The following is a 17525-nucleotide window of genomic DNA, read 5'->3' on the forward strand; positions in this document are numbered from 1 at the left end:
GCCGAGAGTGCGCAATTGCAACGGCCTCAACGGTTTTTGCGCGAGAGCCCGCCCCGGGGGGCGTGACCGCGCCTTGCCATTTGCCGGACGAGGCCACACGGATCGGCCAGAACCGGCGGCCCGCGAGAATCGGCATAGATCTGCCGATCCCAAGGCAGGAGCATGAAAATTCTGCTGACGTCTGTCGAAATGGCGCTCGCGCCGGGGGTCGCCGCCCCAGGCGGCGAATGTCCTGCAGAGTGATTCCCCCGCCTGTCCGCCTCGAATTCAGCGTCTAGGTAAGGTTTTCCGGCCTTGGCACTCCGTCCGGCCGATCCGCGCCCGATTCCAACCGAGGTCGGGCCGTTCCGCATTCATCCGGCGGTCCGTACCACCGTCGCTTTATGGTTTTCGACTGGCTCGAGCCGCTCTGCCGAAACCCCTCGGGCGGCACATCCCCATGCATCTCTGCGGCCCCCGGGTATCTCGGAAAGATATCCCGCAAAACGAAAAGTAGCCCCGCGCGAACACGGGGCTACTCTTTTGTTTTCTTTCACGAAAGTCGGAATATCCGACCGCGCGATTATCAAGTGCCAGGAGTGCCGTCGGTTTCGTCCGAATCGTCGCCATCGCTTGCACCAGCGATCAGCGCGAGGCCGGCAACACCGGCGATCACTGCCATACCGCCAGCGCCGCCGAGCGAGCCAACCGGGATGAATGCGCTGTCGTCGTCTTCGACGACTGCGTCACCGGTGCCTTCTGCCAGGCTGCCAGCAGTTGCGGTGTGTGCGCTGAGCGCGAATGCGGCGGCCAGTGCGGCCGTAAGAATCTTGTTCATGTGCGGTCTCCAATTAAAGCCTGAAAAACGCTTACCTGACTGTGATGCAGTGTCAAGACTGCGATCAAAATCTTTGGCAGGCGAGTCGCGTGACTGGAATGAGTGTAGCATGTTCGCCGCAGTGCGGCACCCCCTTCTGCCCCGACAGCAAGGTTGACTCGCCCCCGCCCCCCGATTAAACGCGGGCCGATCTCCGGAAGTATCAGGCTTCCGGTCCCTTGGGCATGGCCCGGGATCGCCCCCCACCAGCGTGTTACGCCCGTGGGGGCCTTTGTGTATTGAGCCGCCGGTCCCTACATTGGGCCCAGCAGAACCGAAACGACGAAAGGGCCACGCGCCATGTTTGAAAATCTGTCAGATCGCCTCTCCGGCGTCTTCGACCGGCTCACCAAACAGGGCGCGCTGTCCGAAGACGACGTGCGCACCGCCCTGCGCGAGGTGCGCGTGGCGCTGCTTGAGGCTGACGTCTCGCTCCCCGTTGCCCGGAATTTCATCAAGGCGGTCGAGAAAAAGGCAACCGGTCAAGCGGTGACCAGATCGGTGACCCCCGGTCAGCAGGTCGTGAAGATCGTCCATGACGAGCTGATCGAGGTGCTCCGCGGCGAAGGCGACCCCGGCAAGCTCAAGATCGACAACTCACCCGCGCCGATTCTCATGGTCGGCCTGCAGGGCTCGGGCAAGACCACCACCACCGGCAAGCTGGCCAAAAGGCTGAAAGAGCGGGACGGCAAGAAGGTGCTTCTCGCCTCGCTCGACATCTACCGCCCCGCCGCGATGGAACAGCTGGCGGTGTTGGGCAAGCAGGTCGGTGTCGACACCCTGCCCATCGTTCCGGGCGAAACCGCCCAGCAGATCGCCAAGCGCGCCAGGACCCAGGCCAGCCTGGGCGGCTACGACGTCTACATGCTCGACACCGCCGGCCGGCTGCAGATCGACGAACGGCTGATGCAGGAGGTCGAGGATGTCCGCGACATCGTCAGCCCGCGCGAGACCCTTCTCGTCGTCGACGGCCTGACCGGCCAGGTCGCCGTAGAGGTGGCCGAGGAATTCGACAGCAAGATCGGCATCTCCGGCGTCGTCCTCACCCGGATGGACGGCGACGGCCGCGGCGGCGCGGCCCTGTCGATGCGCGCCGTCACCGGCAAGCCCATCCGCTTCGTCGGCCTGGGCGAGAAGATGGACGCGCTCGAAACCTTCGAGCCAGACCGCATTGCCGGCCGCATCCTCGGCATGGGCGACATCGTCAGCCTGGTGGAAAAGGCACAGGCCACGCTCGAGGCCGAACAGTCCGAACGCATGATGAGGCGCTTCCAGAAAGGTCAGTTCAACATGAACGACCTCAAGATGCAGCTGGAACAGATGATCAAGATGGGCGGCATGGAGGGCATGATGTCCATGATGCCCGGCATGGGCAAGATGTCCAAACAGATGGCCGATGCGGGTCTCGACGACCGCGTCCTGCGCCAGCAGATCGCCTTGATCAACTCGATGACCAAGAAGGAACGCGCCAACCCGCAGATCCTTCAGGCCAGCCGCAAGAAACGCATCGCCGCCGGGTCCGGGATGGAGGTCAGCGACCTCAACAAGCTTCTGAAAATGCAGCGCCAGATGGGCGACATGATGAAGAAGATGGGCAAGATGGGCAAAGGCGGCATGCTGAAACAGGCCATGCGCGGCATGTTCGGCAAAGGCGGCATGCCCGCCGACATGGCCGGCATGGACCCCAAGGCGCTCGAAGCGGCGGCCAAGCAGATGGGCGGCAAGCTCCCCGGCGGCCTGCCCGGCATGGGCGGCGGGGCGGCCCTGCCCCCGGGCCTCAGCGGTTTCGGGAAAAAGAAGTAATGTCTTCTTCTTGGCAGAAATACTCCCGCCGGAGGCATACCGCTCTCGGCAACGGCGCAACCCGCAGCGACCTGGCTCACGCCCGCCCCGTGCTCCAGAACAAAGCCGCGCGCCAGCGCGTCCGCCGGATCGCGCCATGACACGGGCGCCCGCGATAACCACGGCGCGCCTGCGCCTGCGCGGGCATGTCCTGTCGGATATGGACGCGTTCGAGGCGTTCCACGCCACCTCCCGCGCCGCCTTCGTAGGCCGGCCGGAAAACCGCACGCATCTGTGGTACGGCTTCGCCTCCGAGGTGGGCAGCTGGGATCTGATGGGCCATGGCGGCTGGGCCATCGAAGACCGCGACGGGCAGCTCATCGGCCAGGTCGCCATCACCCGCCCCCCGCACTTCCCCGAGACCGAGATCGGCTGGACCCTGCTCGACCATGCCGAGGGCCGCGGTTATGCCTTCGAGGCCGCCTCCGCAGCACTAACCTGGGCCTGGGATAACGAGTTCGAAACGCTCGTCAGCTACATCCATCCCGAAAACGCCCGCTCCATCGCCCTGGCCGAACGGCTTGGGGCGGCGCATGACCCAAATGCCGCCCTGCCCGACGGCGAAACCGCCGACGAAACCCTCGTCTACCGCCACAGCCCCGACACCGACGGCAGCCCGGAGGCCTATGCATGAGCCTCACCAACGCCCCCCGTCTGGACACCGACCGCCTGATCCTGCGCGGGCCTTCGCCACACGACGCCGAGCCGATGATCGCCTTCCTGATGGATCAGGACCGCGCCGGCGGCTTCGGCGCCTATGACAACCGCGGCGACGCCTGGCGCTGGTGGGCGCTCAACATCGGGCATTGGCATGTCCACGGCTATGGCTATTTCACCATCGAGGACCGGGCCACCGGCGCGCCTGCCGGCATCAGCGGCATCTGGAACCCCGAGGGCTGGCCCGAACCCGAACTTGGCTGGGTCGTGTTCGAAGGCTTCGAGGGCAAGGGCATCGCCTATGAAGCCTCACACCGTGCCCGGCAATGGGCCTATGAAGACCTCGGCTTCACCACGCTGACCTCGAACATCGTGCCGGGCAACGCCCGGTCGATCGCCTTGGCCGAACGTCTGGGCGCGCGCTATGAGCGCACCTACGTCAATCCGCACATGGGCGAGGATCTGCTCTATCGCCACCCCGGCCCAAAGGAGCTGGCGGCATGAGCGTCACGATCCCCACCGTGGAAACCGACCGCCTGATCCTGCGCGAACAGCGGCTGAGCGACCTCGACGCTTTCGTCGCCTTCTTCGCAGGCGACCGCGCGCAATTCGTCGGCGGGCCCTGTGACCGTGTGGATGTCTGGCGCATGTTCTGTTCCGGCGCGGGCCATTGGCAGCTGCGGGGCTATGGCATCTGGCATGTGGCCGACCGGGAAACCGGCGCGCCCATGGGCTTTACCGGCGTGCTCAACCATATCGACTGGCCCGAACCGGAACTGGCCTACACGATCTTCGACCGGTACGAAGGCAAAGGCATCGCCTTCGAGGCCGCCAGCGCCGCGCGCCGCGCCGCCGCCACGCATTTCGGCCTGACCCGGCTCATCAGCCTGATCGCGCCCGAGAACACGCGCTCGCAGGCGCTGGCCCGCCGTCTTGGCGCGGCGCCCGAGCGCGACACCGAAATTCGCGGCCACGCCTGCACGATCTGGCGCCACCCCGAAGAGGTGCCCGCGTGACCGCCCCCGTCGAACAGCACCGCCCCGGACCGGGCGCGCGCGTGGCGGCGCGTCTGGGCGGCCGGCTGCCCGTTCTCGACACCCGCCGCCTGCAATTGCGCGGCCCGCGCATCTACGATTTCGAGGCTTTCGCCAGCATCTACGGCTCTGACCGGGCCGAGCACATGGGCGGCCCCTTCAGCCGGGCCGAGGCCTGGGCGGAATTCACCAATTACACCGCGCTCTGGCTGCTGCATGGCCACGGGCTCTGGACCATCGACGCGCAGGTGCAGCCCAGCGCGGGCTTCGTCACCCTCGGCTACGAATACGACGACCCTGAGGCCGAGCTGGGCGTCTTCCTGACCGAAGAGGCGCAGGGCCACGGCTATGCGCAAGAGGCGCTGATCGCGGCGCGTGACCATGCGTTCACCGCGCTCGACTGGGACAGCGTCGTGTCCTACGTCAGCCCCGATAACGCCCGCTGCATCCGCCTGATGGAGGCGCTCGACGCCCAGCGCGACGACATCGCCGAGGCCGAACTGGACGACGGCACGCTGGTCTACCGGCACATCCGACCGGGGGAGAGCGCGTAATGGGACATCGCGACATTCCCGTGCTGGAAACCCGGCGCCTGATCCTTCGCGGCCCCGAGGCGCAGGATTACCCCGATTTCAAGGCCACCTTCGCCAGCTACCGCAGCCGGTTCATGGGTGGCCCGCTGAATGCCTACGAGGCCTGGATGCTCTATGCCGCCGAAATCGGCCATTGGGAAATACGCGGCTTTGGCATGTGGATGGTCCACCTGCGCGACACCGGCGAGACCGTCGGCATGGCGGGCGGCTGGTTCCCGGCGAAATGGCCCGAACGCGAGATCGCCTGGATTATCTGGCCCGACCGCGCGGGCCATGGCTTCGCTCTCGAGGCGACCAGCCGCGTGCGCCGGTATTTCTACGAGGTGCAGGGCTGGGAGACGGCGGTCAGCTACCTCGACCCCAAGAACCTCGACAGCATCCGGCTGGCCGAACGGCTGGGCTGCAAGAAGGACCTCGATGCGCCATCGGTCGACGGCACCGACGCGGTCTACCGCCACCCGTCGCCCGCGGCGCTGCGCGACACGCAGCTGGCGCACGGCATCGACATGGAAATCGCACACTACCGCGATCCGCTCTTCAAACCGAAAGGCTGGGCCATTGACTGACATCCCGCAGATCGCCACCGAACGGCTGGTCCTGCGTGGATACCGGCTGGAAGACTTCGACGCCTTCGCGGCGTTTTACGCCACCGCCCGCAGCGCTTTCGCCGGCGGCCCGCGCGACCTGCGCGAGGCCTGGCGGCACTTTGCCGCCGATCTGGGGCATTGGGCGATGATGGGCTTTGGCTGGTGGATGGTCACCGAGAACGGCCGCCCGGTCGGCACCGTCGGCATGCACCGCCCGCCGTTCTGCGACGATATCGAACTGGGCTGGACGCTGTTCGATGGCGCGACCGGCCGCGGCCTCGCCACCGAGGCCGCCCGGGCAGCACTTCGTTGGGCAGTGGCCACGCTCGCTCCGGAACGGCTGATTAGCCATATCGACCCGCGCAACGCCGCCTCGGTGCGTCTGGCCGAACGGCTGGGCGCGCGGCGGCACGAGGGCCGCGCCGCCCACGACCCCGACGCCTGCATCTACCTGCACGATCTGAAAGGTTTCCGCTCATGACCGACGCCGCCACCCGCGCCGCCGACTTGCTGAAAGACCACCGCGACAGCATCGACCGGCTGGACGCCATTCTGGTCTTTACGCTGGCCGAGCGTTTCAAGCACACCCAGGCCGTGGGCGTTCTCAAGGCGCAACACGACCTTCCCCCATCCGATCCCGCGCGCGAGAAGACCCAGATCGCGCGGCTGGAGGATTTGGCGCAAAGGGCCGATCTCGATCCGGCCTTCGCCAAGAAATTCCTGAACTTCATCATTCAGGAAGTCATCAAGCACCACGAACAAAAGCAATCCTGACGGCCCCTGCCGTCACCACGCCATTCAAAAGGAGACACTCAAATGGCTATCAAAATCCGGCTCGCCCGCGGCGGTTCGAAAAAGCGCCCCTTCTACCGCATCGTCGCCGCCGATTCGCGGATGCCCCGCGACGGCCGCTTTATCGAAAAGCTGGGCACCTATAACCCGCTGCTGCCCAAGGACAGCGAAGAGCGCGTGAAGATGGATGTCGAGCGCATCCAGTACTGGCTGGGCCAGGGCGCGCAGACCACCGACCGTGTCGGCCGCTTCCTCGAGGCCGCGGGCCTCGTCGAGAAGAAAGAGCGCTCGAACCCCAAGAAGGGCACCCCGGGCAAGGCCGCGCAAGAGCGCGCCGAAGCCAAGGCCGCCAAGGCCGCCGAAGCGGCAGAAGCCCCCGCCGAAGAGGCAGGCGCGGAATAAGCCTTTCGCGCTTGAACCATCGGAAACGGCGCGCGGCCCCCGCGCGCCGTTTTCTTTTGCGCTCGTCGCTGGCGCGGGATTGACGCGGATCAACCCGCACTGTGGCGACGGGATTACCTTGGCCCCCGTATCGGAAGCAAACGGGGGGAATCGCCATGTTGAAACGTCTCTGCGCCGCCGCGCTTTGTCTTGTCGTGGCTCTGCCGTTGACCGCCAGCGCCGACGACGCATCGGATCAGGCCGCCATCAACGCGATCTGGGACAGCTATCAGACCGCCCGCGTCGCGGGCGACGCCGAGGCCTGGCTTGCGCTTTGGGACGACGACGGCATCCAGATGCCCCCCGGCATCCCCGCCCGTGGCAAGGACGTGCTGATGCAAGGCGTGCCCAAGGCCTTTGCCGCGCGGCCCGCAACCGCGATGGAGATCAGCCCCGAAGAGATCGTGATCATGGGCGACTGGGCCTTTTCGCGGGGCAATTACACCGCCACAGTCATGGCCGGAGAGATCGCCAGCGAGACGGACGGCAAGTTCATGACGATCTTTCGGCGACAGGACGACGGGTCGTGGCGGATCTACCGCGACATCTTCAATTCCAACAAGTAAACGCGCGACAAGGGGCCCAGGGTCAGCCCTCCGCCATCTGGCGGTCGACCTCGGCCTCTTCGTTGATCATCGCCTGAAGTTGGCGGCGGAACCGCAGCGGCCCCGCGTCTATCGGCAGGTCGATATGCGGCGAGCGTTTGTCGGCCATGCCCCTTTGCACCTCGTGCAGCACCGCGCGGTCCTCTTCGAACGCCTTGCGGACGTCCTCGGACATCATCTGTGACAGCGCCTGATCGTCGGGGCGTATGTTGCGCAGCTGGAACCAGTAGTACCGTGTGCGCCCTTCGTCCGTGGGCGTCAGAAAGTTGTAGCTGTCCATGATGAACACATCGTCATGCAGCGGGCCATCCGGCCCGCCGGTGCCCGCAGGCGTAAAGACCGCCCTAATCAGCGCATGGGAGGGATAGCGCACCTCGTAATGCTGGAGCCGGTCGCAATTGCCCGCAAAGCCGATCACCTTCTTGTAGAAAGGCGCCGGTTCGACATCCATCATCCAGCGGTGCACGATCACCCCGTCATCGGTTTTCGTGACCCTCAGCGGCGTGTCGCGGGTGGCGGACTGGCCAAAGCTGCCCTCATGCACCCAGGCCACATGGGTCGGGTCCAGCAGGTTGTCGCACATCAGCAGATAATTGCAGTCAAGCTCCATCGCCTCGCCGCGATTGATCCCCCAGGCGGGATCGCCATACTGCGCGATCTCGAAGATATCGCCCGGATCGGCGAGCGCCGGGTTGCCCATCCAAATCCACACCAGGCCATAGCGTTCGACCATCGGATAGGCATGCACGCGGGCCTCGGACGGAATGCGCCCGGTGCCGGGGGACCAGACGCAATGCCCGGCGCAATCGAAGGTCAGCCCGTGATAGCCGCATTCCACCGTGTCGCCCTTGATCCGCCCTTTGGACAGAGGCAGCTTGCGGTGCGGACAGGCATCCTCGAGCCCGACGATTTCGCCGCCTTGGGTACGGAAGACGCAGATCTTCTCGCCCAGGACGGTGATCTGCGACAGATCGCGGGTGATCTCGTCACCCCATGCGGCGACGTACCATGCATTCTTGAGAAACATCGGCTGCGCTCCCTTCTACAGTGACCCGAGTTGAAACCCAGTTGACGCCGCGCGTCCAGTGGCGGCACGGCCACCGCCGCCCATTCTTTTGACCGTATCGCTTGCCTTGCCGGGCTTGCCCGCCATATCGACCCTTATGAATTCCGCCTTGCACACAGGACGCCAGCCATGACCCTTCGCCTCGTCAGCCCCCTCTGCCTCGCTCTCGCCGTTGCCAGCCCGCTGGCCGCCGCGGGACCCGAGCCTGTGGCCCAGGAGCCGGTCGTCATGCCCGCGCAACCCGACCGGGCGTTCATCTTCAGCCTGCGCGGCGGGATCGCCGCCGTCCCGGAATATTTCGGGTCGGATACCTTGGCCTTGGGCCCCGATGTGGGCTTCAGCTTTCACTACCTGTCGCTTGGCAATGGGCGCAGCTTCGGCGACCCCGACCCTTGGGCCGATTCCACCGGCCTGTCGTTCGGCGGATCGCTGCGGTACATCGCACCGCGCAGCGAGGACGATTACAGCGAGCTGGCCGGGCTCGACGATATCGACGCGGCGCTCGAGCTGGGCGTGTCGGTCAGCTATGCCACCCGCAATTTCGAAACCTTCGGCGCGCTGCGCCGCGGCTTTGGCGGGCACGAGGGCTGGGTGGCCGAGCTTGGCGCCGATGTGATCGCCCGCCCCACCGACCGCTTGCGTCTGACCGCGGGGCCGCGCCTGCTTTGGGGGGATGACAGCTATACCGGCACCTATTTCGGCGTGACCGGCACCGAGGCCAGCGCCGCTCTCCCCGCCTACGATCCCGATGGCGGGCTGGTGTCGGCGGGGATCGAGCTGGGTGCGCGCTACCAGATCAACGAGGATTGGGGGCTCGAGGGCGCGATCACCTGGGACACCTTCGTCGGCGATGCCCAGGACAGCCCCATCGTGCGCCAGGGCGCGACCGATCAATGGGGGGTGCGGCTGGGCGTGACCCGGGTCTTCCGCATCGGCGGATAAGCCCGGGCGCGGGACACGGGAAACCGCAAAAGCCCAATAGCCCGATTGCCCTTCTGCCGGGGTCTGGTCTATCCAGACGCAGGAACCGGGCAGGAGCGACGGAACAGTGAGCGACAAAATCTGCGTCGGAGCGATTGCCGGGGCCTTCGGTGTAAACGGCGAGGTGCGGCTGAAAAGCTTTACCGCCGACCCCGAGGCCATCGCCGATTACGCGCCGCTGACCACCGAGGACGGCGCGCAGAGCTTTGACGTGACTGTCGTCCGCGCGATCAAGCAAGGCTTTGCCGCGCGCCTCTCGGGCGTGCGCACCAAGGAAGAGGCCGACGCGCTGCGCGGCACCCGGCTTTATGCCCCGCGCGACCGGCTGCCGTCGCTGCCCGATGACGAATATTATCACGCCGACCTGATCGGTCTGACCGTCTTTGACACCGGCGGCGCGGAACTGGGGCGGGTGAAGGCGGTTCTGAACCACGGCGCGGCCGACCTTTTGGAGGTGCAAGTGCCCGGGGCCAGCAACACGGTGCTGCTGCCCTTCACCATGGCCGCGGTCCCCACCATCGACCTTGCCGCTGGGCGCATCGTCGCCGATCCGCCGGAGGGGCTCTTCGAATGACCCGCATCGTGGTGCACGCTGGCTTTCACAAGACCGGCACCACGAGCGTACAAAGCATGATCCGCGAAAACCGCAGCGCGCTGCAAGCGCATGTGCGGTGCTACCTGAAACCGGATTTCGAGGATCTGACCGGCGCCGCGCGCGCCTTTTCCATCGACCCCGACGCCCGGCGTCTGGCCGCCGTGGGGCGCGAGGCCGCGGATGTCTTCGGCTCGTTCGACCCAGACGATCCGCGCCCGGTGCTGATGTCGTCCGAGGACCTTTCGGGGCACCTGCCGGGCCGGCACGGGCTAGACCGCTACGATGCCGCGCCGCTGATCATGGCGCAGCTGGCCGATGCCGCGCGGGCGCGTTTCGGCGACGCGCTGGACCTGATCTTTTTCTTCTCGACCCGCGATCGCGCGGCCTGGCTGCGCTCGACCTGGTGGCAGAACCTGCGCAGCACCCGCCTGACCGAGGACCTGCCCACCTACACCGCCAAGATCGCCGCCGCCGCCGACCTGCCCGCAATCCTGCGCGACGTGGCCGAGGCCGTGGCCCCCGCCACCGTCGCCGCCCTGCCGCTCGAGGACAGCACCAAGGACCCCTTCGGCCCGCTGACCCCGCTTCTCGACCTCGTTCAGTTGCCCGACGCGGCGCGCGCGGCGCTGACCGTGCTGCCGCCGGAGAACCAGCAGCCGGACCTCGGGCTCGAACAGGTCTTCCTGGCGCTGAACCGCAGCGATCTGCGCGACAAACACGTGCAAGAGGCGAAACGCAGCCTGCGCCAGATGGCGAACAGACAGCTCGGCCTTCGCTGACCTTTTCCCACCCGGAAACAATCGCCTGAAATCACCAAGACCCTGCCCGGAGAGGGACACAATTCGGCGCGATCTTCACGTGACGTCAAGTCAGGGTCTGTCACTCGGGGGATTGCACGTGGTGGTGTCTGCACAGAGGATTCTTATGACCGCACTGGCGGCGGGACCGGTGATAATATTGACCGTCCTGCCCGATACCGTGCGGGCGGCCATGATCTCGCCTTACCGCGCGCCCGCCGTCGTGGGCACATTGGCCACCGCTGGCCTTGTGTTCCGACGTATGCGCGCCGGACGCCAGCCCAAAGACCGGCGCGAGGGCACAGCGCAGCTGCTTCTGCCCGCCGCGTCGAAGACCTGCCAGGTGGGGCCCGCCGCAGTGTCCCGTATGCGGCACGAGCTGATCGATGCATTGACCCCGCGCCCCATCCCCACCGCCGGCCCCGAGACCGGGCCCGCCGCCGTCGCCCGGATCATTGATCGCGTCGTGCGCCAGCATGGCGCGCAGGGGCTGGCCGATCTGAGGCCCGAGGATCTGGCCGCGGTGCACATGCTCTTGCGCCTTTTGCGCGCCGGACCGGCCGAGGCCGGGGCGCTGGCGCAGAACTTTCGCAAGCCCGACGCGGTGCTCGATCTGCGCGATGAGGCCATGACGATCGCGCGGCTGCGCCGGGAGTTCCAAGCGCAGGAGGCCGCCTACGCCGCCGCCTGCCGTGCCTGGAAGCGACAGAATGCACAGGCCGAAACCGGGCCGATCGGCGCGCTTCATGCGGTGGATCAGCCGGATCCGGACCTCTGGCACAAGGTCGTCACCGAATTCGACCCGGCTGTCGCGGCGCAACGCGAGGCGGCGCTTTGGTGCGTGTCTCAGGCCCGATGCCATCAGGCGACGGTGGCGCTGTTCCTGTCACGGGTGGCCGGCGACTCGATGCTGCGGGCCGCGGCGTGGCGCGGCGACCAAGCCTGGCTGGACGGCGTGTTGGCGGTGATCGAGGCGTGGAACGCCGGGGCATATTCCGCCAACGACATCGGGCTCGATCCGGTGGACGCGGTCGCCCAGGACGCCCCTGCCTTCGCCGCCGAGCTCGCGGCGCTGGCGCAGGAGACCGGCGCGCCCCACTGGCCGATGCCGCAGGGTGCGTTCTGCGAATACCCCGGCCGTCCCGCGCGACCCCGCGATGAATGGTGCCTGCGCACCGGGCGGCTGCTGTCGCCGCCCCGCGCCGCGCATTACTTCGATCCCGAAATCCGCCGCGCCGCCTGATCGCTCTTGCCGCCCGGCCGCTCCCCCGGCTAGGACAGCGGCATGAGTGATGCCAAACCCCGTTCCTTTGGCCGCAAGGCCATCCGCCCGACCCTGAAACCGCAGGAGCTGATGACCCACACGCCCGACCTTGCGCGGGCGTGGAAGGCGCAGATCATCACGCTCTTCCCCGAGGCGTTTCCCGGCGTGCTGGGTCTTTCGCTGACCGGCAAGGCCCTGCAGGAGGGGCGCTGGCAGCTGGACACCGTGGCGCTGCGCGATTTCGGCGAGGGCCGGCACCGCAATGTCGACGATACCCCGGCGGGGGGCGGCGCCGGCATGGTGCTGCGCCCCGACGTCATGGGCCGTGCCATCGACCACGCCCGCGCGCGGATGCCCGCGCAGGCGCCGCTGATCTACCTGTCGCCACGCGGTGCGCCCTTCCGCCAGCCCATGGCGCAGAGCCTGGCGCGCAGCCCCGGGGCGACGCTGATCTGCGGCCGGTTCGAGGGGCTGGATCAGCGGGTGATCGACCATTACGGCATCACCGAGGTCAGCCTGGGCGATTTCGTCATGACCGGCGGCGAGCTGGCCGCTCAGGCGATGCTCGACGCCACGGTCCGGCTGCTGCCCGGGGTGCTGGGGAACGCCGAGTCCGCCGAAGAGGAAAGCTTTTCCAACGGTCTGCTCGAACACCCGCAATACACCCGCCCCGCCACCTGGAAAGGCCATGACATTCCGGCGGTGCTGATGTCCGGCCACCACGGCGAGATCGCCAAGTGGCGCAAGGCCCAGTCCGAGGCCCTGACGCAAGAAAGGCGGCCCGATCTCTGGGACCGGCTCCACGCCGCGCCCGGCCAGCCCGGGGCTGACCGGGCCAACAAAGGCTAGGCTCTGGCCCGCCTATATTGCGACCACGGAATACCGGCAATTCGCCCTTGATCGCGGGGGCGAACCCCCCTATACGGCGTTTGCCCGCACGGCAGAAATGCTCTGCGGGCGCGTCTTGCATTGGCCCCATGCTTTCTTCTGCACCGACCCAGCCGATGCCGGACGCACGAAACGAAGAATTGTCGACCTGACCTCTGGCGGGCGCACCCTGCGGACCCGGACGAAGACCAAGAGCTCTGAGGCGCGCCAAACATCTCCGGGATCAACCCGAGACGAAGAATAGGAGTGGTCCAATGGACCTGATCGCACAGATCGAGGCGGAACAGATCGCCTCGCTGGGGAAGACCATCCCCGACTTCAAGGCCGGCGACACCATCCGCGTCGGCTATAAGGTGACCGAAGGCACCCGCACCCGCGTGCAGAACTACGAAGGCGTCTGCATCAGCCGCAAGAACGGCAAGGGCATCGCGGGCTCGTTCACCGTCCGCAAGATTTCCTTCGGTGAAGGCGTGGAACGTGTGTTCCCGCTCTACTCGACCAACATCGAATCGATCGAGGTTGTGCGCCGTGGCCGCGTCCGCCGCGCCAAGCTGTATTACCTGCGCTCGCGCCGCGGCAAGTCGGCCCGGATCGCAGAGGATTCGACCTACAAGGCCCCCAAGGGCGCAAACGCGTAAGGAGCGGCTGACATGAAAAAAGACATCCACCCCGATTACCACATGATCGACGTCAAGATGACCGACGGCACGGTCTTTCAGGTTCGCAGCACCTGGGGCAAGGAAGGCGATCAGATGTCGCTCGACATCGACCCGACCGTGCACCCGGCCTGGACCGGCGGGTCCTCGCGCCTGATGGACGCCGGCGGCCGCGTGTCGAAGTTCAAGAAGAAATACGAAGGCCTGGGCTTCTAAAGCACCCAAGCCCGTCTTGCAGACTGACGCCGCCCCCCGGGGCGGCGTTTTTCATTTGGGCACCGCGCGGCCTGACCGGGCGCACGCATCTGGCGTGCCCGGTCAAGCCAGCCTCACCGCACCCGCCTCAGAGGAAGGTGAAATCGTCGAGCGTCAGATCGCTCGCCGCGACACCCTCGATCAGCACAGTGTGGCCCTGATAGTCGATCAGCGCGCCACCCGCGGTGTCGGTGATCCCCAAAGCCGCCAGCTTTCCCGCCAGCCCGCTGCCGGGCGCGTTCTCGACCCCGACCATGCGGAAGCTGTCGATCCCGTCCTCGAAATCGGTGATGACGTCGGCGTCGCCGTCCTTGAAGAAGTTCCAGACGAACACGTCCGCACCTTCCCCGCCGGTCATGGTGTCGTCACCGTCCCCGCCGTTGATCGTGTCGTCGCCGGTCCCGCCGTTGATAGCATCGTTGCGGCCGCCGCCGGCGAGAAAGTCATTCCCCGCACCGCCGTCGATCACATCGTCGCCCTCGCCGCCGCCGGCGCTGTCATCGCCGCCGCCGCCGTCGATCACGTCGCGCCCGGTGCCGCCGCCCATGTCGTCGTTGCCGCCGTCGCCGATCACCGTGTCGTTGCCGAAGGACGCCCCCATCGTGTCGTTGCCTTCGCCGCCGATCATCAGATCGTCGCCCGGCCCGCCGTTGACCACGTCGTTGCCGTCGTTCCCGTCGACGGTATCGTTGCCCTGACCGCCGCCCATGAAATCGTTGCCGCCGCTGCCATCCATGGCGTCATCGCCAAGACCGCCGCCCATCAGGTCGTCGCCGGGCCCGCCCAAAAGCGAGTCGTTGCCGACCGATCCGGACAGGTTGTCGTTGCCGCCGCCGCCGTCGAGCAGATCGTCGCCCTCCTGCCCCTGCAGACCGTCGTCGCCCTCGCCGCCTTCGAGCGAATCCGAGCCGTCGCCGCCCGACAGCAGGTCGTCGCCGTCACCGCCGCTGATCGTGTCGTCCTCGGACCCGCCGACCAGAGTGTCGCCGCCGTCGGTTCCTTCGATGTCTTGCGGCAGGAAATCCAGCGCCCAATCCTCTGGGTTGGCCTCGGCCGGAGTGCCGAAATGAAGCACCAGATCCGGCCCCACCGCCTCGCCGGTCACCGGCAAATCAACAGGGCTGAATGCCGTCAGCGTCGCCTCGACGCTGCCATCGTTGCCGATGTCGATCAACCACGGCTCGCCCGAAAATTCGGGGGCGCCAATTCCGAAGACATCCGTTGCCGCCAGCGCATCCAGCACCACCACCCGGTCGCCCGACCCGGCGGCGTTGACGGAAATCGACGACAGTTGCTCCAGCGTGACGACCACGGTGTCGACCGAGGCATCCGGCCCGGCGATGCCGAAGGCCTCGGCCGCCAATGACACCTCGTCAAAGCTTTCTTCCCCGGTATCGCCGCCCGGCACGATCAGGTCCGCCCCCGGCCCCGCCGAGATCAGATCGAAGACCGGACCGCCGAGGATCGTGTCGTCCCCCTCGCCTGCATAGATGTTCGAGGCGATCTCGGGGCTGAGGATCAGGTCGTTTCCCGCACCGCCCTCCATGTAGTCGACGGCGAATTCGTTGGCGTCGGTCGCCCCCTCCAGCCTGTCGTTGCCCGGCCCGCCATAAAGCGAATTGGCCGCGGGCCCCGCGATCAGCACATCGTCGCCTTCCTCACCGTAGAGAACGGTAAAGAACGACGACCCGCCATCCAGGCTGTCATTGCCCGCGCCGCCGAAGATCTGCTCGCTCTGGCCCTGTGCAAGCACCGTGTCGTTGCCGACCCCGGCCTCGATCTGCCCACCGAACCCGCCTTGCAGCGTCTCGATCAGGTCGTTCTCGGTCACGACGGCCACAATGCCCGGACCAAATGTGTTAAGCAGGATATCCCCGCCCGGCAACGGACCAAAGTCCTCCAGCACCGGGCCGACGTAATCGACCTGATTGACGAAGCTTTCAAAGGCCGCCACGCCCGCCGCTCCGCTGGCGCCCTCAAAGGGAAGCGGGGCACCGCCCATGACAATGAAATACTCGGTTCCACCGTTCTCCGCCCCGACGTCGAAACGCATCACGAAAGTCTCGCCGCCGTCCCAATTCACCTGTCCGATCGAGAAAGACCGCAGCCCCTGCGCCTCGAGTTCCCCGGGCGTCGACGCGTTGAACACCCGATCCCCGATCAAGAGCCCGTAAAGGCCGTCCAGTCCGCCATTGCCGGTTTCAACTATGATTTCGGGAAGATCGCCAGGCTCTAAAAAATCCGTAAGCTGGTAGGCAAAAGACGTGATGAAATCGTTGGTGACAAACGACACCTCCGACTGCCGGGAATCCGTGTTGACGGCATTGTCGTTGGCATCGAAGGCATAATCGATGGCAAAAGCATTGTACGTGTAAGTGGTCATATTCTCTCCGAAAATCCGTGTCCGGCCACGCTTTCAAAAATTATCCCGCACGTCCAGAAGTTTATCCCCGGACCGCCAGCCGGCGTGATTGCGGCACAGGGGGCACGCACGCCGGGCAATCGCGCCCCATTCGGGGCTTTGGCTTTCCTTGCGCACGCCGTGCAATTAGGCTAGCGCGCAAGAAAATGCCGGGGCAAACCCCATGGCACAGGGTAAGCGGATCAGGCAAGGACTCGGGCAGTGGCGCATATCATCGTCGTTGGGAATGAAAAGGGCGGCGCGGGCAAATCAACCGTGTCGATGCACGTGGCCACAGCGCTGGCGCGGCTGGGGCACCGGGTCGGCATCCTCGATCTGGATCTGCGCCAGAAGACGATGGCCCGCTACGTGCAGAACCGCCAGAAGTATCTCGAACGGGAAGGGCTCGATCTGCCCGGCCCCTCCTATATGGAGCTGCCCGAGATCGACCATGCAACCCTGCAGCCGGGCGAGAACGCCTATGACCACCGCCTGTCCGCGGCGGTGGCCGAGTTGGAACCGAACTCCGATTTCATCCTGATCGACTGCCCCGGCTCGCACACGCGCCTGTCGCAGGTGGCGCATTCGCTGGCCGACACGCTGATCACGCCCTTGAACGACAGCTTCGTCGACTTCGACCTGCTGGCCCATATCGACAACGACGGCGAAAAGATCGTCGGGCCGTCGGTCTATTCCGAAATGGTCTGGAACGCGCGGCAGCTGCGCGCCCAGGCCGGGCTCGCGCCCATCGACTGGATCGTACTGCGCAACCGGCTGGGGGCGCAGAATATGGTCAACAAGATGAAGATGGAAAAGGCGCTGGAACGGCTCTCCAAACGCATCGGCTTCCGCATCGCGCCCGGCTTCAACGAGCGCGTGATCTTCCGCGAGCTGTTCCCGCGCGGTCTGACCCTTCTCGACCTCAAGGATCTCGGGGTCAAACAGCTCAACATCTCGAACATCGCCGCCCGCCAGGAATTGCGCGACCTTCTGAAGGCGCTGAAACTGCCCGGCGTCGACGTGCGTTTCTAAGGCCCCGCCGGACAGGTCCCCGCGCATATCCCGCCCGGCACCTTCTCCCGACGGGAAACGGTCTGCACCACAGCCGCTGCCTTCCCCTTTCCCCTTCTTCTTGGCGAAAATACTCCGGGGGGTCTGGGGGGCAGCGCCCCCCAGCCGGGGGGGGGGGGGCGCCCCCCCCCCCCCCCCCCCCCC

Annotated in this window: 21 protein-coding genes; 18 read left to right on the plus strand and 3 right to left on the minus strand. The window is 66.4% G+C overall.

Features of this window, described 5'->3' with window-relative positions; genetic code table 11:
- Positions 1-565: 565 nt before the first annotated feature.
- Positions 566-817 (minus strand): hypothetical protein, encoded by a 252-nt coding sequence (locus RXV88_RS16815; protein WP_316294653.1) that lies wholly within the window; start codon positions 815-817, stop codon positions 566-568.
- A gap of 339 nt (positions 818-1156) precedes the next feature.
- On the opposite strand from RXV88_RS16815, the gene ffh reads away from it, so the two are divergent.
- The 10 genes from ffh (at position 1157) to RXV88_RS16865 (ending at position 7368) form a co-directional block, all read left to right on the plus strand.
- Entirely contained in the window at positions 1157-2659 is a 1503-nt protein-coding gene (gene ffh, locus RXV88_RS16820) for a signal recognition particle protein (RefSeq protein WP_316294654.1), read from the plus strand.
- A gap of 136 nt (positions 2660-2795) precedes the next feature.
- Positions 2796-3332 (plus strand): GNAT family N-acetyltransferase, encoded by a 537-nt coding sequence (locus RXV88_RS16825; RefSeq protein ID WP_316294655.1) that lies wholly within the window; start codon positions 2796-2798, stop codon positions 3330-3332.
- Positions 3329-3859 (plus strand): GNAT family N-acetyltransferase, encoded by a 531-nt coding sequence (locus tag RXV88_RS16830; RefSeq protein ID WP_316294656.1) that lies wholly within the window; start codon positions 3329-3331, stop codon positions 3857-3859. The genes RXV88_RS16825 and RXV88_RS16830 overlap by 4 nt, the downstream gene beginning before the upstream one ends.
- Positions 3856-4371 carry a GNAT family N-acetyltransferase gene (locus RXV88_RS16835; protein WP_316294657.1) on the plus strand — a complete coding sequence of 172 codons (516 nt, stop codon included), beginning with the start codon at positions 3856-3858 and terminating at the stop codon, positions 4369-4371. Before RXV88_RS16830 ends, RXV88_RS16835 begins: the two co-directional genes overlap by 4 nt.
- Positions 4368-4943: a GNAT family N-acetyltransferase gene (locus RXV88_RS16840; RefSeq protein ID WP_316294658.1), complete on the plus strand. Its 576-nt coding sequence runs from the start codon at positions 4368-4370 to the stop codon at positions 4941-4943. The genes RXV88_RS16835 and RXV88_RS16840 overlap by 4 nt, the downstream gene beginning before the upstream one ends.
- The gene (locus tag RXV88_RS16845; RefSeq protein ID WP_316294659.1) at positions 4943-5548 is read left to right on the plus strand and encodes a GNAT family N-acetyltransferase; all 606 of its coding nucleotides are present in this window, start codon (positions 4943-4945) and stop codon (positions 5546-5548) included. Before RXV88_RS16840 ends, RXV88_RS16845 begins: the two co-directional genes overlap by 1 nt.
- Entirely contained in the window at positions 5541-6050 is a 510-nt protein-coding gene (locus tag RXV88_RS16850) for a GNAT family N-acetyltransferase (protein WP_316294660.1), read from the plus strand. Before RXV88_RS16845 ends, RXV88_RS16850 begins: the two co-directional genes overlap by 8 nt.
- Positions 6047-6343, plus strand: coding sequence for a chorismate mutase (locus tag RXV88_RS16855; protein WP_316294661.1), 297 nt, complete (start codon positions 6047-6049; stop codon positions 6341-6343). The genes RXV88_RS16850 and RXV88_RS16855 overlap by 4 nt, the downstream gene beginning before the upstream one ends.
- Before the next feature lie 42 nt (positions 6344-6385).
- Complete coding sequence (gene rpsP, locus RXV88_RS16860; RefSeq protein WP_316294662.1) at positions 6386-6763, plus strand: 30S ribosomal protein S16; 378 nt, start codon at positions 6386-6388, stop codon at positions 6761-6763.
- A 155-nt stretch (positions 6764-6918) separates the two neighbouring features.
- A complete protein-coding gene (locus RXV88_RS16865; protein ID WP_316294663.1) occupies positions 6919-7368 on the plus strand; it encodes a nuclear transport factor 2 family protein in 450 nt (149 codons plus the stop codon).
- Positions 7369-7390: 22 nt separating this feature from the next.
- Here the strand turns inward: RXV88_RS16865 and RXV88_RS16870 are convergent, their stop codons facing one another.
- The gene (locus RXV88_RS16870) at positions 7391-8434 is read right to left on the minus strand and encodes an aromatic ring-hydroxylating dioxygenase subunit alpha (RefSeq protein WP_316294664.1); all 1044 of its coding nucleotides are present in this window, start codon (positions 8432-8434) and stop codon (positions 7391-7393) included.
- Positions 8435-8602: 168 nt separating this feature from the next.
- Between RXV88_RS16870 and RXV88_RS16875 the strand changes: the two genes are divergently transcribed.
- The 7 genes from RXV88_RS16875 (at position 8603) to rpmE (ending at position 13870) form a co-directional block, all read left to right on the plus strand.
- The gene (locus RXV88_RS16875) at positions 8603-9415 is read left to right on the plus strand and encodes a MipA/OmpV family protein (protein ID WP_316294665.1); all 813 of its coding nucleotides are present in this window, start codon (positions 8603-8605) and stop codon (positions 9413-9415) included.
- A gap of 106 nt (positions 9416-9521) precedes the next feature.
- Positions 9522-10028, plus strand: coding sequence for a ribosome maturation factor RimM (rimM, locus tag RXV88_RS16880; RefSeq protein WP_316294666.1), 507 nt, complete (start codon positions 9522-9524; stop codon positions 10026-10028).
- Positions 10025-10828, plus strand: coding sequence for a hypothetical protein (locus RXV88_RS16885; protein ID WP_316294667.1), 804 nt, complete (start codon positions 10025-10027; stop codon positions 10826-10828). Before rimM ends, RXV88_RS16885 begins: the two co-directional genes overlap by 4 nt.
- Positions 10829-10973: 145 nt before the next feature.
- Positions 10974-12089, plus strand: coding sequence for a hypothetical protein (locus RXV88_RS16890; protein WP_316294668.1), 1116 nt, complete (start codon positions 10974-10976; stop codon positions 12087-12089).
- 42 nt (positions 12090-12131) lie between these two features.
- Positions 12132-12959 (plus strand): tRNA (guanosine(37)-N1)-methyltransferase TrmD, encoded by an 828-nt coding sequence (gene trmD, locus RXV88_RS16895; RefSeq protein ID WP_316294669.1) that lies wholly within the window; start codon positions 12132-12134, stop codon positions 12957-12959.
- A 293-nt stretch (positions 12960-13252) separates the two neighbouring features.
- Positions 13253-13636: a 50S ribosomal protein L19 gene (rplS, locus tag RXV88_RS16900; protein WP_316294670.1), complete on the plus strand. Its 384-nt coding sequence runs from the start codon at positions 13253-13255 to the stop codon at positions 13634-13636.
- Between the two features lie 12 nt (positions 13637-13648).
- A complete protein-coding gene (rpmE, locus tag RXV88_RS16905) occupies positions 13649-13870 on the plus strand; it encodes a 50S ribosomal protein L31 (protein WP_316294671.1) in 222 nt (73 codons plus the stop codon).
- A 127-nt stretch (positions 13871-13997) separates the two neighbouring features.
- On the opposite strand, the gene RXV88_RS16910 is transcribed toward rpmE, so the two are convergent.
- Positions 13998-16292, minus strand: a complete 2295-nt coding sequence (locus tag RXV88_RS16910) for a calcium-binding protein (RefSeq protein WP_316294672.1) — start codon at positions 16290-16292, stop codon at positions 13998-14000.
- A gap of 240 nt (positions 16293-16532) precedes the next feature.
- On the opposite strand from RXV88_RS16910, the gene RXV88_RS16915 reads away from it, so the two are divergent.
- Positions 16533-17342 carry a division plane positioning ATPase MipZ gene (locus RXV88_RS16915; protein WP_316294673.1) on the plus strand — a complete coding sequence of 270 codons (810 nt, stop codon included), beginning with the start codon at positions 16533-16535 and terminating at the stop codon, positions 17340-17342.
- Positions 17343-17525: the final 183 nt, after the last annotated feature.

It is taken from the genome of Aestuariicoccus sp. MJ-SS9 (assembly GCF_032586235.1).
In the GTDB taxonomy this organism is placed as follows: Bacteria; Pseudomonadota; Alphaproteobacteria; order Rhodobacterales; family Rhodobacteraceae; genus Aestuariicoccus.